18 protein-coding genes are annotated in these 15,201 nt (G+C 33.9%); 6 read left to right on the top strand and 12 right to left on the bottom strand.

The features are described from left to right. Nucleotides 1–83: 83 nt before the first annotated feature. Complete coding sequence (locus M3600_RS04760) at nt 84–1,961, bottom strand: sensor domain-containing diguanylate cyclase (protein WP_233317716.1); 1,878 nt, start codon at nt 1,959–1,961, stop codon at nt 84–86. 542 nt (nt 1,962–2,503) lie between these two features. On the opposite strand from M3600_RS04760, the gene rpsD reads away from it, so the two are divergent. Further along, nucleotides 2,504–3,106: a 30S ribosomal protein S4 gene (rpsD, locus tag M3600_RS04755; RefSeq protein WP_127736987.1), complete on the top strand. Its 603-nt coding sequence runs from the start codon at nt 2,504–2,506 to the stop codon at nt 3,104–3,106. Nucleotides 3,107–3,537: 431 nt separating this feature from the next. Here the strand turns inward: rpsD and M3600_RS04750 are convergent, their stop codons facing one another. The 3 genes from M3600_RS04750 to M3600_RS04740 are packed head-to-tail and all read right to left on the bottom strand — an operon-like array spanning nt 3,538 to nt 6,508. After that, nucleotides 3,538–4,179, bottom strand: a complete 642-nt coding sequence (locus M3600_RS04750; RefSeq protein WP_251644855.1) for a ubiquitin-conjugating enzyme family protein — start codon at nt 4,177–4,179, stop codon at nt 3,538–3,540. Between the two features lie 10 nt (nt 4,180–4,189). After that, nucleotides 4,190–5,374, bottom strand: coding sequence for a nucleotidyltransferase domain-containing protein (locus M3600_RS04745; protein ID WP_251644854.1), 1,185 nt, complete (start codon nt 5,372–5,374; stop codon nt 4,190–4,192). Between the two features lie 21 nt (nt 5,375–5,395). After that, nucleotides 5,396–6,508, bottom strand: a complete 1,113-nt coding sequence (locus M3600_RS04740; protein WP_251644853.1) for an SAVED domain-containing protein — start codon at nt 6,506–6,508, stop codon at nt 5,396–5,398. Between the two features lie 242 nt (nt 6,509–6,750). Here M3600_RS04740 and M3600_RS04735 point away from each other — a divergent pair, with 242 nt between their 5' ends. Then, nucleotides 6,751–7,500, top strand: coding sequence for a helix-turn-helix domain-containing protein (locus M3600_RS04735; RefSeq protein ID WP_251644852.1), 750 nt, complete (start codon nt 6,751–6,753; stop codon nt 7,498–7,500). Nucleotides 7,501–7,675: 175 nt separating this feature from the next. Here M3600_RS04735 and M3600_RS04730 read toward each other — a convergent pair whose 3' ends face one another. From M3600_RS04730 to M3600_RS04720, 3 genes are all read right to left on the bottom strand, one after another. Further along, nucleotides 7,676–7,972, bottom strand: a complete 297-nt coding sequence (locus tag M3600_RS04730) for a hypothetical protein (RefSeq protein ID WP_251644851.1) — start codon at nt 7,970–7,972, stop codon at nt 7,676–7,678. 48 nt (nt 7,973–8,020) lie between these two features. Then, complete coding sequence (locus M3600_RS04725) at nt 8,021–8,506, bottom strand: hypothetical protein (protein WP_251644850.1); 486 nt, start codon at nt 8,504–8,506, stop codon at nt 8,021–8,023. A 68-nt stretch (nt 8,507–8,574) separates the two neighbouring features. Continuing rightward, nucleotides 8,575–8,823, bottom strand: a complete 249-nt coding sequence (locus M3600_RS04720; RefSeq protein ID WP_251644849.1) for a hypothetical protein — start codon at nt 8,821–8,823, stop codon at nt 8,575–8,577. Between the two features lie 279 nt (nt 8,824–9,102). Here M3600_RS04720 and M3600_RS04715 point away from each other — a divergent pair, with 279 nt between their 5' ends. Both M3600_RS04715 and M3600_RS04710 read left to right on the top strand, forming a co-directional pair. Continuing rightward, nucleotides 9,103–9,291 carry a hypothetical protein gene (locus M3600_RS04715; RefSeq protein ID WP_251644848.1) on the top strand — a complete coding sequence of 63 codons (189 nt, stop codon included), beginning with the start codon at nt 9,103–9,105 and terminating at the stop codon, nt 9,289–9,291. A 78-nt stretch (nt 9,292–9,369) separates the two neighbouring features. Further along, nucleotides 9,370–9,516 carry a hypothetical protein gene (locus M3600_RS04710; protein ID WP_251644847.1) on the top strand — a complete coding sequence of 49 codons (147 nt, stop codon included), beginning with the start codon at nt 9,370–9,372 and terminating at the stop codon, nt 9,514–9,516. A 374-nt stretch (nt 9,517–9,890) separates the two neighbouring features. On the opposite strand, the gene M3600_RS29320 is transcribed toward M3600_RS04710, so the two are convergent. From M3600_RS29320 to M3600_RS04690, 5 genes are all read right to left on the bottom strand, one after another. After that, the gene (locus M3600_RS29320; protein ID WP_396953787.1) at nt 9,891–10,142 is read right to left on the bottom strand and encodes a recombinase family protein; all 252 of its coding nucleotides are present in this window, start codon (nt 10,140–10,142) and stop codon (nt 9,891–9,893) included. Between the two features lie 273 nt (nt 10,143–10,415). After that, complete coding sequence (locus M3600_RS04705; protein ID WP_251644846.1) at nt 10,416–10,691, bottom strand: hypothetical protein; 276 nt, start codon at nt 10,689–10,691, stop codon at nt 10,416–10,418. Between the two features lie 80 nt (nt 10,692–10,771). Further along, nucleotides 10,772–11,050, bottom strand: a complete 279-nt coding sequence (locus M3600_RS04700) for a hypothetical protein (protein ID WP_251644845.1) — start codon at nt 11,048–11,050, stop codon at nt 10,772–10,774. Between the two features lie 21 nt (nt 11,051–11,071). Further along, complete coding sequence (locus M3600_RS04695) at nt 11,072–12,688, bottom strand: hypothetical protein (RefSeq protein ID WP_251644844.1); 1,617 nt, start codon at nt 12,686–12,688, stop codon at nt 11,072–11,074. Between the two features lie 95 nt (nt 12,689–12,783). Next, on the bottom strand, nt 12,784–13,044 hold the full coding sequence (locus M3600_RS04690) for a hypothetical protein (RefSeq protein ID WP_251644843.1): 261 nt from the start codon (nt 13,042–13,044) through the stop codon (nt 12,784–12,786). Between the two features lie 119 nt (nt 13,045–13,163). Between M3600_RS04690 and M3600_RS04685 the strand changes: the two genes are divergently transcribed. Beyond that, nucleotides 13,164–13,490: a helix-turn-helix domain-containing protein gene (locus tag M3600_RS04685; protein ID WP_251644842.1), complete on the top strand. Its 327-nt coding sequence runs from the start codon at nt 13,164–13,166 to the stop codon at nt 13,488–13,490. 415 nt (nt 13,491–13,905) lie between these two features. Continuing rightward, on the top strand, nt 13,906–14,730 hold the full coding sequence (locus M3600_RS04680) for a hypothetical protein (protein ID WP_251644841.1): 825 nt from the start codon (nt 13,906–13,908) through the stop codon (nt 14,728–14,730). The last annotated feature ends 471 nt before the right edge of the window (nt 14,731–15,201 follow it).

Raw genomic sequence — 15,201 nt, 5'->3', positions numbered from 1 at the left:
AACTGCGCCTCCCATTGTTAGATGTGTCTAACAATTGGGGCGCAGTTCAAACGTTTCGGGGTGTTTTCTTTTTGAAGCAAGCATTATTTTTGCAAGAATGCGTCCTGGACGATGACTCGGTCCTTCCCTGTTTCCTTAGCAATATACAGCGCTTTGTCTGCACGCTTAAAGAGTGCATGGTAATTCTCCTTCTTATGTCTCATCCAATAGGAGACCCCGCAGGAAATAGTCACAGGCGGGGCAGAGCTTTTCCTGACTTTTTCCACAAGTCTTTCTGCAATAGCAACCCCTACTTGGAGCGGAACTCTTGGCAAGTAGATTGCGAGCTCCTCACCGCCCCATCTTGCTCCAATATCTGTCGCTCGAATGTTTTCTAAGATGATATTAGCAACCTGAATAATAATTTCGTCACCGACTTGATGTCCATACGTATCATTAACTGCTTTAAAGTTATCAATATCAATGAGAATGAATGTACCTTCTGCATCCTCTACAAGGGACCTTTCTAGCTTTTCATCTAAGAAGCTTCTGGAATAAAGTTTTGTTAGATGATCTGTGACGACCATCTTTTCTAGCTCTTCTCTAAGCATAGAATTAGTCAGTGCTAATGTAGAATGATGGATAAGTGATTGCAGCAGCTTAAAAGTATCAAATGAAAAATGATACGGCTTTTGATGCATCACGATAGAAAAACCTTTTAAAATGCCTGTTTGCATCATCGGCACTGCCATAATCGATTTGAAAACAGCATCCTCTTCGGCAGGCATACTGAAATCTCCTAAAAACAAAGAGTCTTTTTCTTGTTTAATCTTTTCTTTAAAATACTGGATATAACTTTCAGCAGCTTTTGAGCAGAAAAAGTCCGTGCTTCCGTTTAAGACAGTCACTGTATTTGATTCAGCGGAAAATAAAATAAATCCTACCTCTTCAGCCTCAAAGCTTGTTGATATTCGATTCGACATATATGTCATCATTTCATTAAGCCTTAGATTAGCGTTTAACCGATGGGACGCTTCATTAATAAGCTGAAGATCAGACACCAGTTTTTTCGACTGCTGATACAGCTGTGCGTTTTCAAGTGCACCACCCGCAGTATTAGCAAGCAGAGAAATGAACTCTACTTCTTTTTTAGGGAACTTAACCGAGTTTTCAGCAATTACTTGCAAAACACCGTATACCCCTTGCTTTCCTTTCAAAGGAGCATATAGTATCGAATTTCTGCCCTCTTGAAGATACTCAAACTGGATCTCACCAGTTACGTAGGCTTCCATCGCAGCAAGGTTTGAGCTGTCATATTCCAAATCCTTAATGAGCAGATCTCCATGTGTGTTATTATCATGAGACAATAACAGATAATAGCCGAGCGATGGATAGATATCCTTTAAAGTATTGATAATCGCCCGCAAAACCCCTTCTGTATTCATGGAGGAGTGGAATTTTTCGGTTACCTTGAAGAGTTTTTTATATCTTTTCTCCTCTGCAACCACTTCCAGTAAATTTTGAACCTTTATTATATAGTAACTAAATTCTTCACTTATCAGCTTATACAGACAGTCATCACCAAGTGATTTGCTTTGTTCGGATTCATTTAATCTCACAACAAAAAAATTATAAAAGCCATCTTTATTTTTTAAAGGAATTAACAAATCATACTCTTCTAATTCATCAATACCAATTGGCTTTTTGCTGACTGCTCTTGTCAGCAGCCTGTTTTTTATATCTACTGTATACGGAAGGATGGATGCTGCAACTGTTGGGTTTGTTGACGCCTCCACAGCCCATTCATCGTTCCACTCATTAGCACTATAGTAAGTCACTTCTGCAGCATGCAAAAAATTTTTAATAATATAAAGCATTTCTCGCAGAATTATTTCGTAATTAAAGCTTTTACTTTCTATATCAAAGAGATCAAAGAAACGACTTTTTAGCTTTACTATTGATTGGTGGTCAAGCATATCCATCTAATTATCACCTATTCATCTAACTATTCATTGTATTTTTCCCAATTTATCCAAAGATATTGCCGCTGTCTTCTATTTAATTTTATAATGACAAGACTTAGTGCTAGACTAAAGTTAGCAACATCCAGTCCTATATAAACAACAGATACTTTTCGCCTAATCCAAAAGTAGGAATTTTATATACTTAAATTATCGGACAATTCTTATAGTAAAGTAAAACAATTATATCACAAGGCGCTGTAATGAGAATACAAGAGCATAAAATTTTCCTGCTCCTATAAAGGTAAATTTCTACTAGCATAAAATTAATAAATCTTAGCTTGACTTTTAGGCAGTTGAAATCATATAATATTCTTTGTGTAAAATATTGCAGCATATGCAAATCACTTTGTTGCTTTATTTTGTTCCTCAAAAGCTTTTTTGATGGTGTATTGTGTAACCCTTAGCTGCTAGGGCGAAGGTACATGAAGACAAAATAAACATAAAGGCTAGTTGCATCTGTTTTTATTTTACAAAATAAAAACATGAAGGAGGAGTCATCAATGGCTCGTTATACAGGTCCAAGTTGGAAACTTTCTCGTCGTCTTGGAATTTCTTTAAGCGGTACTGGCAAAGAGTTAGATAAACGCCCTTACGCTCCAGGACAACATGGTCCAAACCAACGCAAAAAATTATCAGAATACGGTTTACAATTACAGGAAAAGCAAAAATTACGTCATATGTATGGTGTAAATGAGCGTCAATTCCGTAATTTATTCGATATTGCTGGCAAAATGAAAGGTAAACACGGTGAAAACTTCATGGCGCTTCTAGAATCTCGCCTTGATAACGTTGTTTATCGTTTAGGTCTTGCTCGTACACGTCGTCAAGCACGTCAGCTTGTTAACCACGGTCACGTTATCGTTGATGGTGGACGTGTTGATATCCCATCATACCGTCTAAAAGCAGGTCAAACAATCACATTGCGTGAAAAATCACGTAATCTTGATATTGTTAAAGAAGCAGTTGAAGTGAACAACTTCGTACCTGATTTCTTGACTTTCGATGCTGATAAATTAGAAGGTACATTCACTCGTTTACCAGAACGTTCTGAATTGCCAGCTGAAATTAACGAAGCTCTTATCGTTGAGTTCTACTCTCGTTAATATTAGCATTAAGCATTATAATGCAAATAAAACCCTTGAAATGTTGTTAAATCAACGTTTCAGGGGTTTTTTCGTTTATATTTATTTTGCAAAATGGAGCAAGATAATGCACTAATCTGGGGCCACTGGGCCCAAATTGGGGCCAAAAAAATAATAGCATGGGTGAAGGAATGGAATGAAAAACACTGCTAGCATGGAATAAAAAAGATAATGATGTAAATGTGATTTATTATGTTAAGGTTAACCGTGTTAATTTAAGAGGAAAAAGTAGGCATTGGTTAATATGCGTCGAGTGCTGAAGGTAGGAAAAACATAAATTAAAAAATGAGATGTAGTGGTGTAGTATTATTATAATAATTACTGTTCAGGGTAGTGATTAAAGATAATAAGCATTGAGATTTAACTCCCAATGCTTATTTAAAATAGGGTTACTAAATAAGATCTAATAAATGTTTTTTATAAAAAGATCTTGGTGCCACCAATCTTAATGTGTTTAGTTTAATGTGAAAATTGCAGGACCCTAGCCTTTTGCCACATTCACAAGGACAAATTTTCTTGTTAGCTATTCTTTTTTTCATACAAAGCAATGATAGTGCTTTAGCAACCTGATTCGGATTTGTAAGCCCTAATATATCACAGTAATCATTGAATATCCCCTTTTTACCGTGTTCAAGTTCACCAAAAATAAAGTCGCCTCCATTTTTCAACTTATAAGAAACGGCATATAAATATGGTACTAGGCATTCTTCCGCATAAGTATTCAATGTTGCCGATTCTTGGAGTTTTAAAATGACTCTAAGTGGTGAACCTACACACAATGTATCATCCGGATTAATGTGATAATTGTTATCCCTTGGTATTTTTCCTTTTAACTCTTTAACTTTTGGAAGTTCAATCGGAAACCCTTCAGGAATCAAAATCTCTAGTTCATACCTATCCTCTATGATTGGACCACCTTCGTAATTTGCTCTGAATCTAAATGTACCTCTTAGATTTAACTCCCTACTCTTCATAGGACCAAAAGACATTTCCGGGTAATCATTTAGGAATTCCAATGCTCCGTGTAAGTTCATATCCAACCGCCTACATCTTTTGTTTCCATGGTTTAGCAGGCTCGCTAATGTAATGATCTTTCGGTTTACTAAATGGAGTAGATGAATTACTTAAACCAAGTTTTTTCTTGAGTTCCTCGCTATTTATTGATATCGAAAAACTTTTGCTAATGGCTTCAGTTAACAAAACAGGATCTTTCAGTGTTGTTATACTATTGTAATCTCTCCGAGCCTGTTGCAACCAAATCTTAAAGTTCTCTTCTAAGTTTAAATGAATGCACTCAGGCATAGCCCATCTGTCTGCAAAATCCTCTTCAGGATTGACCGGATTAGGGACACGAGGAGATTGATTATTAATCATACCAGCCATTTTCTCTAATATATTACTTAAAGCGACGTATATATCACTTTCTCCATTATAGGCTCTTGCTGCTAATGTTGTAATAATTATGGAAATCGGCTTTGATTCATCATCACCAAACATAATATCTCGGTGTCTCTTTAATATTTGTATACATCTCTGAAGAGGGCTTTTTTGTTTATAAAGTGGTACCTTATCCACTTGAGCTTTTTCTAATAAAACGTAATTTTCAGTAGTTTTATTTTGTTCATTAAACCAAATACTATAACCTTCAGGATTACTAATATTCCACTCATCAATAATTTTTTTATAATTGGGATCCCTGTCATCTGTAATTGAGATGGCTTTTTCAGATGCCCCCTTTGCAACACTCTCCCCTGTTCCTCTCATATTCATAGCTTCGAATAGCATAGATTTCTTAAAATCATCGAGGGGGATAGCAGGGACAATATCTAGGTGAAAGCTAATATCATCATGATACTCAAGTCTCCAGCAACGATGCTTTGGAACTAAAGGCTCTAAAATTCCTCTTGCTTTTCTGTAGGCTTCTAGCTCTTCTCCAACAAGTGTTTTTAATTCTTCCTGTGTATGGGAACTTTTACTGATTCCTTGGCGTAGCTTACAGGCAAGATCTAAGTCATATTCATCTTCCTCATTAATAGGGCGAATAGCAGTACCTAACAAAAAAGAACCTTGAGGAAAGATATGAACATTATAACCACTGAGTTTCGAGTTATCCCTGTTAAACCATTCTCCTAAATCTTTATATCTTTTTTCTGCCTTCTCATAAGCAGAATCTGGTAAATCCAAACGTTCAACTAATTCCTTTAATACAATATCTTCCCGATTATTCAACCCGAAACACTTCCTTTTAAATTATTCAATACTCCAAACATGAGAAAAGCCATTATTTTCGTCATAAATCCTTAAAGGTAAATCCGCTTTTGGCATCCACGCTCTTCCAATTTCAATAGCTATAGAAACTGGGGCAGCAGGAAACAAATGAAGTTCATTTTTATGACCATGGTTACTTTTAATTTGATCCATTAATTTTCTGAAAACTTCTCTAAATGATCTCAATTGCTCCTTACTTTTTAAAAAATCATTATACGGATTTTCTATCGTTAATGTCCAAATCGACACATCGTTTCCTAATACATCCCGAATACGACTATTATCTATTGTCCCACTTAATGAAAGGTTAAGTGCAACAGTATTTGTTTTTGTATCCGGCGGGATAACAACATAGTCAAATTCTTCAGGGGTCTCTTGCCATTTCCAATCTGAAGGTTCACGATGCAACTGATATACATCCGCAGCCTGTATATCGGATAACAATCTTCCAAGTTCTATTAAAAGCGGCTGGGGAGCTAGGGCAAATATGGACATATGATTTATACCGGCTTCAATTCTAGGTAATACTTTTCCTTTAAATTGTCGCCTTAAATTTTCAGCCTCCATTGTCCAATACAATTGTTCTTTATCATTAAACATACTGCCTTCAAAACCTAGTTCCATTCCCGTTTTTTCTGCAGGGTATTTTTCAGGTAACATAGCATATACCGCTTTCTCCATACTAACATTTGAACCATTTTGTCCAATATTCGCTCCATATAGTAGAACAGTCGATTGCTTTTCTTCTGTTAAAGAAGTCAGCATCTCCATTTTTTCCTCATGCCTCTTTTTCATCCCCAAAAGTAATTCTTCGGGGTGTTCTTTAACTTGATCACGGTCTATCAATCTATGATGGGTATCACACATTAACATAAGGTTCTTAATATCTTTACTCAATAATTCTGAACGCTGCTTGTCTCCCCTCGGACCATCAGGACTATCTGCCACAATATGAGCTATGTAGGCAGAATTAAATTCGGACTTAGTGGTTGAGTCATACCATAAAGGCTTATTACACCCCTCATACTGACAACGCCCTGCAGCCTTACCCCATAGCCTTATTTTAACCTTCTCAGGTATTGGTGTTTTTGACATACCTATCGCCCCCTATTGAAAATCAATTCCCTGTTATTCCTATAATGAATTCTTTATATTAATATTTTTTGTATATTCGGATAATATACCATAATCATATCCTCCCAACTCTCAAATTATAAATACTCTATCTACTAATATTATAATACAGAATATTTAAATATAGTTACATATTTCAAAACATATGTTCTTTTTTTGTTTTATAATAGAGTCGGATATGACATTTTAAGGTGAGGTGGACTATGGAAAAACAGGTGATTGCTTTCTTATTTGAGAATCTTTATACCAAAATTCTCCATGAGGAACTGATCGTACTTACAGAAAGTTTGTCCCCAACAAATAACCAGATCAAAAAAAGATATCTTACTATGAAAGAAGCTGCCAACATAAACGGGATTAGTTCTTCTGTTTTGCGTCAATTAACGTATGCAAGAGCTATGCCACATTTAAAAGTTAAAGGCCGGATAATACTTGAGGAAAACGAAATTAAACCGACAATTTCGGATTACAAAATGAATGATTGGTCAGATCCAGATAAAAATTGGGATGTTTCAAAGATACAATCAGAAATTATTAATTTCGAAAAAAATAAAGGAGGGCCTAGAATGATAGAGGATATTCTCAGGCAGATAATTAGGGAAGAACTTGATCAATTCTCTAAAGATCTAATAAAAGAAACCAAAAAGGAAAAAAAACGATACTACGGTAGAACAGTCCTAACGGTAAAAGAAGCAGCTGACTACTTCAGAACAAGTCCTGCAACTATATACAGTTTATTAAAAGAGGAAGGTATGCCACATTTCAAAATTCAAAGTAGATCATATATTGTTTTAGAAGAAGCAGAAGCGTTTTTATGGAGAGAAACTGCAAAATCATATGCAGAACAAGGGAATATATATTGGCAGCGCATACTTCAAAATCTTGATTGGGAAGAAAAAGAGCGAAATGCAGCCTATGCAAGAGCTTTAAAAAGACTTGAAGAGGATTTCTAATGCTTTAAAATCTCCATTTATATGTCACAGCTGAAATAGAAAATTAGTCCTTTCTCATCTAATACAACGTTTATATAAAGACTTTATTGTTTTTGTATATGAGCGGGAATATAAAAACCGCCTTAATAGGTATAAAGGCGGTTTTTATATTAGCGAAAACTTCCGAAAAAATAATTTATTCAATTTTAATTGACCTTCTACTAGCCTTGTTATACACGCGGTTAATTTCTTTTTTGGATTTCTCTACTTCGGATTTAATCATAGAATAGTCACTAGACTTGGGATTTTCAACTTTCTCCAATGTTGTTCCAATAGCTCCTACCATGTATCCAGCAGCGCCTAGTAAAAGTCGAATTTCCCCCATCAATTCCATAGTTAATCCTTCATGAACTTTGTTTTTCATATTATTTTCTTCTGAAGACTCAACGATTGTTGCAAGCTCTATCTTTAATTTACCAGAGTATATTTCCATGTGTTTATTCTCCTTTTTACTAGTGATATATTATCTAATCCCATTATGTTAAAGCCTAATCTCTATATAATTTAATGAACGTTTCCCAGAGAGAATCTTTTTTATTTGATAATTAGAAAGGTGAGATGTTGATTCCATTAGGTAATATTTTTTTATATTCTCAATACATACCTCATACAAATCCGTTTCATTTCTGCTATTTAGAAAAATTCTGATTTCTTTTATATTTTTACTCTCAAGTTCCTTACGCTTTTCCTTCTCTAGAACAGCAGATAATGTAATAAAACTGCTAAAATGAATTGAATAAGAACTATCTTTAATCATTATTCCAATCTCTTCATTTAAGTCTTTGTAGTAAATTTTATATGAGCATACTTGAATACCAGCATCTATTAACTGCTTTGTTTCTGTTCTCACTAAATCCAGATTTGAGGTTCGTTTTATGTGATTTACTAAGGAAAAGAAATCCTCAAAAGGGTATTCAATATTTATTTCTAAGGAGTTTTTTCCATTTTCATTTTTAAATATAAACATCGAACCATTCCTCATTTTTTTGTGGTTAAATATTTTCATTTAATGACCTTTTGCTTTTTCTGAGCCACTTATAGATTTTCTTTAGCAATTCGTTTACCCGCATCAATCAACGCCTTGTGTATAATATCCTTCTGTTCACATCTCTCACTACTTAAAAAATCGAAAATTATACTATCCGTTACGACTTCGTGTTTTGCAAGGACGGTTACAATATCCGATAAAAGCTCTTCAGAGATTTTTGATTGTGGAACCTCGTTTAATTTTGTGATTATATACATATCTATTTGTAGAAATCCTAAATGTTTTACGTACTGCATCTCTGCTCCTTCAACCACTAATTATTTGAGTCTTTGCATGTAAAGTTAATTATTGTATATTTATATATTATATTGTGCATATTTTTTATATATAATTTATTATATTTTATATTTCCATGGTTGTAAAATAAAAAAAGACAAAACTCAAATTTTAAAATGGATTGGAGGAAATAGACATAAAAACTGAAGAGAAACTAATTTTGGAGGGAAGGCAATGTGTAAGTACGTAAAAATGGATGAGTTAAAATATATTTAGATACGGTAAAAGGAACAACACGAATGGTTATAAAAGGAGAGCAATCTGAAGACGGTTACTTGATAAACGATGAATTTGCTGTATATATTGATACAGATTGGATTAATAAGTCGATAAATGCCGATGAGATTGTAAGACAGTTCAAAAAGCGCCTTGAGGAAGTAATAGGTCATTCGGTTAAAGTGTTTCATATCAGTAATCAAGTAAGATAATCAATATATGCAAAAAGAAATGGGGCTTAAACGGTTAAGTTTCGCAACCTATTTTCTTAAACAATGGGGGAATACCTAATGATACGAAATACTCGCGATAGAATAGCTAAAGAAATAGCAAACGAAAAAAAGATAGAACTAATACAAGCTCAGGAAATTGTCGATTTACTTTTACAATTGATTTACAAAGAAGGTTATGTCGTTATCAAACAGGATACGCAATAATCAAGGTTACCCTTGACGAAAAAATGTTAGAATAACAGTAAACAAAAAAAGCAGATGGATGCCAATTCCTCTACTTTTCTGCTATTATTATGAAGCCCATCTTAATTACATGCTGCCCAACACCTCAATTTCAATATGGTTTTCCTTTAAAATATTTATCACTTTAGCTAGATCTTCGAGTGGCGCCACCTAGAATAAACAAGCTGACTAGGCTACAACTTTATATGGAAAGGCGAGCAAGATAGCCTTGTGGGCCGAGACAGCCCCATAATGCTGGCTTTTGGCTAGGAATCCATGCCCGTAGAGGCTCCATGTAAAGTGTCAATCTGCTTCCACCTTCCCTTTACAATAGGAGTTTTATTGGTTTCTCTCAACTATGGCAAAAGTGTCACTAGATCATGGCAATATTCACTACTTGAACTATTGATTATTACTTTATTTCCATTTACATAAATCGTTTGGTTTTTATTAAAGAAAAGATCCCCGACGTATACTTCAGATTTCGCAATGCGTCTAACTACTGCTGGAATCCACAATAGTCTTTTTCTTGTAAGTACCCCCTGATCATTTAGCATTTTACTTACTCGACTAACTGTTACAGATTGACTTAAATGTTCAAAAATCATTACAATACCAAATGTTAAATACAAAAAGAAACCTATAAATAGACTATACCTCCATTTATAGGTCATCTTTTTCATTACGAACCGTTTGGGTGGATTATTTACTCTAAGATTCACAATGGACGCGAATCGAAATGCTACCAACACTCCGACTCGTTTTTTAGCTATCCAATAGTATATAGCTAAAAAACGAATCGGAGTTTCGAAAATAAGATCTGTCAATTATTCCACAAGGGAAACCAAATTCAATTTATCGGTTTAAAATAGGTTCTTCAACTAGCTTGATTTGTTATCTTCATTCTTTTTAAAAGTAGAACATATGACAGGAATTACAAAAGCCTTAAATAATTCCCCCATGCCCTCATTCTGTTGATTTTTTATTGCATTAATTAGAGAATCATTGGCAATCCCGATTGGCACAGCATACTCCCCAAAATATTCAGCTAACCTTTGGTCTAAGTACTTGCCTCTAGTGAAACCGCATCGACAACTTTTTTCTAAATAGTCAAGATTAAATATATCATTGCAATTTTTACACAGTAATAGTTTCATATACGCTCTCTTCCTTGTCTAAAAAGCCGCAAACTACTTGCCTTAATTTTATTCTTCTTTTTAACAGACCTAAAAAAATACTAATCCTTCACATTATATTGAATCCATGATGTTTTATCCCATTGAAAAACTCCCTTGATATCTTCAATAATTTGATTCTTAGTAAGCCCCTGCTTTTCTAATTCACTATATAATTTGTAAAACTCCAATTGTTCAAAATAAGCATCACAGTAGGTTTGGCCAGCCAAATAGCATTGGCATTTTGTTTTTTCAATGAACCCCTGTCCACTCCGACTTGCAAAGCAGAAAACAGAATTTTCAATTGCTTTTTTGATTGTATTAAGATGGTTATTCTCCATCGGCTGCCCTCTTGTTAAGCGCTATTTACCTTTGCCTTCCTCTTCTTCCTTAATCCACTCCTGCATAATTTCCATAGTTTGCTCATCTTTGATATATCCATTTATTTTTTCTAATAGCTTCCTGTTTTCGAACATCGCTTTCCGCATATCCGAATTATTCTTTTCACTTTTATTACTCATTAACTCGTCAATTATTAATTTTAATAATAATGTTTTTATTAACTCTACATTATCTGTTTCTTGAATCCAGTTCCACGTGTGTTCTGTCAATATCATATGAAATTTTTCATTCGATAACGCTGCCAACACTTTTTTCATATCCGAAAGTGATCCAAATAAAAATTGATTTAACATCTTCGAATATTCATTTTTTTCTATAAAGACTTTAATACTATAAGCGATAGCTCTCAATTGTAGTTCTTGGTCTTCTGTTAATAGGATATTATCATTGTTGAAATAAAGAAAAGCATCCCCATCAGCTAAATACATTTTACTTTCTGTAGATGCATCAGATATTTCAAGGGATGGCTTAACTTGTTCATGAAAGATTTGAAGTTCTCCTTCTATTAAAGAAATTTCATCGATTAAAGTTTGTTCAATACTTCCCTCAAAATCTGGAAAATGGTTCTCTAAATTTGCTGCTACTTCGTCCAAGGGAATATGAGTTTTGATTTCTCTACCTGAGAACCTTAAATCCAACATCATCATTCCAAATTGCCGTTCAACAATTTCCGGATGCCCTTCAACTTTATTAAAAGCTTTCATAAACGAAAAGTGTTCTTGAGGCAAACATATCCATGTCCGCGCAATAGCTTTTATCATATCAGATGATTGAAATTTTGGACCGTCCTCATGTTTACACGCTAAATAAATTAAGCCTTTTAAATCTTCTACTATGTTCAAATAATAGATCATAAATTTCAATGCGCCTATCTGCACCGGTGAGGAATAGGACCTTAGAATTCTTAAAAACCACTGAACGAAACTCTCCCTTGAAAAGAGATTAAAAATAATTTCAAACTTTTTTTCTTGATCAGCAATTAGCCACTTATCCAGAACCTCAATCTTATCAATGTCATTATTAATAAGACTAAATCGCGGAAGCAATCTCTCTGCGTCCACCCTAACAGGTAGATCAATTGGAGTAGAAAGATGCATGTCCGCCCACTCCTTAGCTTTAACACATTGTTTATAGTCAATATTACCACTGACTAAAGCGTATTTAGGTAGACGACTTTCTATGAGCATTGCAATAGCTAAGATATACAAATGATACTCATGCCCCTGCGTCTTTGAATCAAAAATGCGTACAATATGCTGCTCTTGATTCTCAAATAAAATATCTTTTCTTCCATCAGATTCAATCGATTTCTTATAAACACTTATTTCTTTATAAAGTTTAAAAGTTTCTCCATATTTTTTGCTATTCAAATCTCCACAAAACTGCCAGAACTTTTTTGGCTCAACTCTTTCTTTTGCTTGTACAAACACAGGGATAGTGAGTCCAAAGTAATTTTTCTCTTTTATATCTGCAAACGGAAATGCGTTTAATAATTCAAGACTTTCTTCGTACACCTTCCCCCATTGTAGTTGAGATACTCCTTCGGGCAGTAGTGACAAACCAACATACGTTCCCAAGTTAACACACCTCCAGCATTGTAATTATTGATACAGCGAAAAGCAGATTATGGTATATTCTTTTATCATAGCTTTCAATAATGGTACTTTATTCGTTACCTAGAAAGTTTTAGTGAAAATAATCGAGAATCAGCCAAACCTAACTCATAGCAAATTTGATTCTGTTCACTTAATATCTTGAAGAAGACTTCTTTTAATTTATCCCTCTCGCTTTCTGATGATAAGAGCGATAATAATTCACTTTCAAGACTTTCTAGTAGTTCCTTCTGCTTTGAATCTGATTTTTTTATTAAAGCTTCATGAATACGCTTCTCGACAAAATCATTAAATGCTTCATCAAATGAAAGATCAGCCAATTTCCCCACCTCTTTTTATATATAATTATGTATATTTTTTATATATTATTTATTATAAAATATGTTTATTTGCTTGTAAATTGGGAAAACGCTAAACTAGACTAAAAAGGGTAATGATTATGATTAATAAGAGAACAGGAGAATTGATTAGAAAGATCCGAAAAGAACATAAAGTCTCTATGATAGATTTGGCTTCAGCACTACAAACCACGCAGCCCCGATTATCTAGAATCGAGGCTGGAGAACAAGATATAAGTATCCGTTTTATAGAACAATTTTGTAATTATTTTAACATCCCTCTTCATGAATTTTTCAAGCAATTAAACGATATGAGTGATGAACAAAACCTAATTGATCAGCAGTTAATACAAAGCATCCACTTACTAACTGAAAAGCAAAAGAAGAACCTATTTGCATTTTTATCTGCTCTTAGAGAAGAATACTAAATTATAACGATAAAGATAGAGGACAGGAATTCATTATGAACCACTTCTGTCATATTTTTCACTGCCTATCTCCATTAGATTTACCACTTATCGCCAATACATTGGCCAACGGGTAGCATCAGGAACGTCTATTTACAACGTTAAGGATTTTGAAAGAAAAATGCCTAAAAAGCCTAATCCCTTGTATTTTTTTGCAAGGGATTAGGCTTTTGATTTTCAACAAACACGCCCGTTGAATATACTTTTATGTTCAACAGTATTCTTGTACTGTGTAGCAAGGAATTTAGTTTTTCAGCTTCTTGTTCAACATAAGCTTCGTTACTTGAATAAGAAATGACGTAAATTAAAGACGATATTTTTATCTAAATATGGTAATATTATACTGTAATTCTATTAAATTAAGCGGGTGAAGCTGTTGACTAGCATACAAGAATTATACAGTGATTTCAGTGTGGATCATTGGTTCGATTTAGAGCCTTGGGATGTACATTATATGAATTTTGAACCTAATATCATTTACGCAGCACATAAAATTGGTGATGTCTATTATGCCTTTAGTAATGGAAGGTCCTATCTTTCAGATTTCGATTGTGAAAATTTTGGTCAATTAATATCTCAAAATGATGACACACACCTCAGATACATAAGATCTAAATTTCTTCAAAGTGCTTTATCTTTTTACAACTACGCCATCGATTTATCTTGGCAAGTTATCTGGTTTTATCTAGGAGATAACTCATTTCTATTCATGGAGAAGCCTAGATACTATCAAAAATACGCTGGGTTCTGTACTTTTCCAACCCTACTTGAAGTGGTTGGATTAAGAGGCAGGGATGAATTCAGGCAACATTTACTTGCCTTTAATAACAACCCTCTAACGTTAGAGGTGAGACAACTATATAACTATGTAAAACATAGAGGTAGCTTATATACCAAAAATTTAGGTGAGCAATATAATAGCATGATGATGGGATATGTTAGTGGTAATATAGAATATACGCCTCAAATGATTACTAGAAAAGTCTTTGATTTGGATGAATGGAAAGAAAAATTAATTGAATTTGACCAGTTGTTTTTTCACTATTTTGAGGATTTAATCCATTTGATACTTCCACAAAATTATCAAACTACTAAATATGATTTTGGTTTATCCCTTAATTATAATCGCAGAAGGTTAGAATTTATACAAAATGACATGGAAGATTATGAGAGACGATTTAATGAGAATTTTTCAGGATAAAGCGATTTGCTTTATCCCTTTTTATTTTTAGAAAGGATTAATACATATTATAGTGAATCTGGCCCGTTTGCGGAAGACTGATTGCTGAAAACCAATTAAATTTGCATATCATTTTTCATCCAAAAACTTTGGTTTTTAAGCTTTAATCATTCAGAAGGTATCGAATGGTAAACAGTAGAAAAATAATGCAAACAATTAAGAGGAATTTAAAAAGTATTAATAAGGTTTAATAGTTGGAATCAAAAATAGTTAGTTTTCTTTGTACCAAATAAAGCCAATCTTGCAGCATTTGTACTTCTTCTTTATCTAACACCTAACATTTTTAAAAATTGAATCTTAGCGGTTGTTTATTGCAAAATAAAAGTACAGAGGTTTGCGAGGAATTTGTGCAGAATCTAACTGCATAAAAAATAGGCTTGCCAGCCCCTAAAATATCCCCTACTGTATGGATTGAGAGATCACAACAGTGGG

Source organism: Niallia sp. MER 6, assembly GCF_023714395.1.
Classification (GTDB): domain Bacteria; phylum Bacillota; class Bacilli; order Bacillales; family Cytobacillaceae; genus Niallia.
The sequence above is the reverse complement of the archived record's forward strand: the minus strand, read 5'-3'. Positions and strand labels throughout refer to the sequence as shown.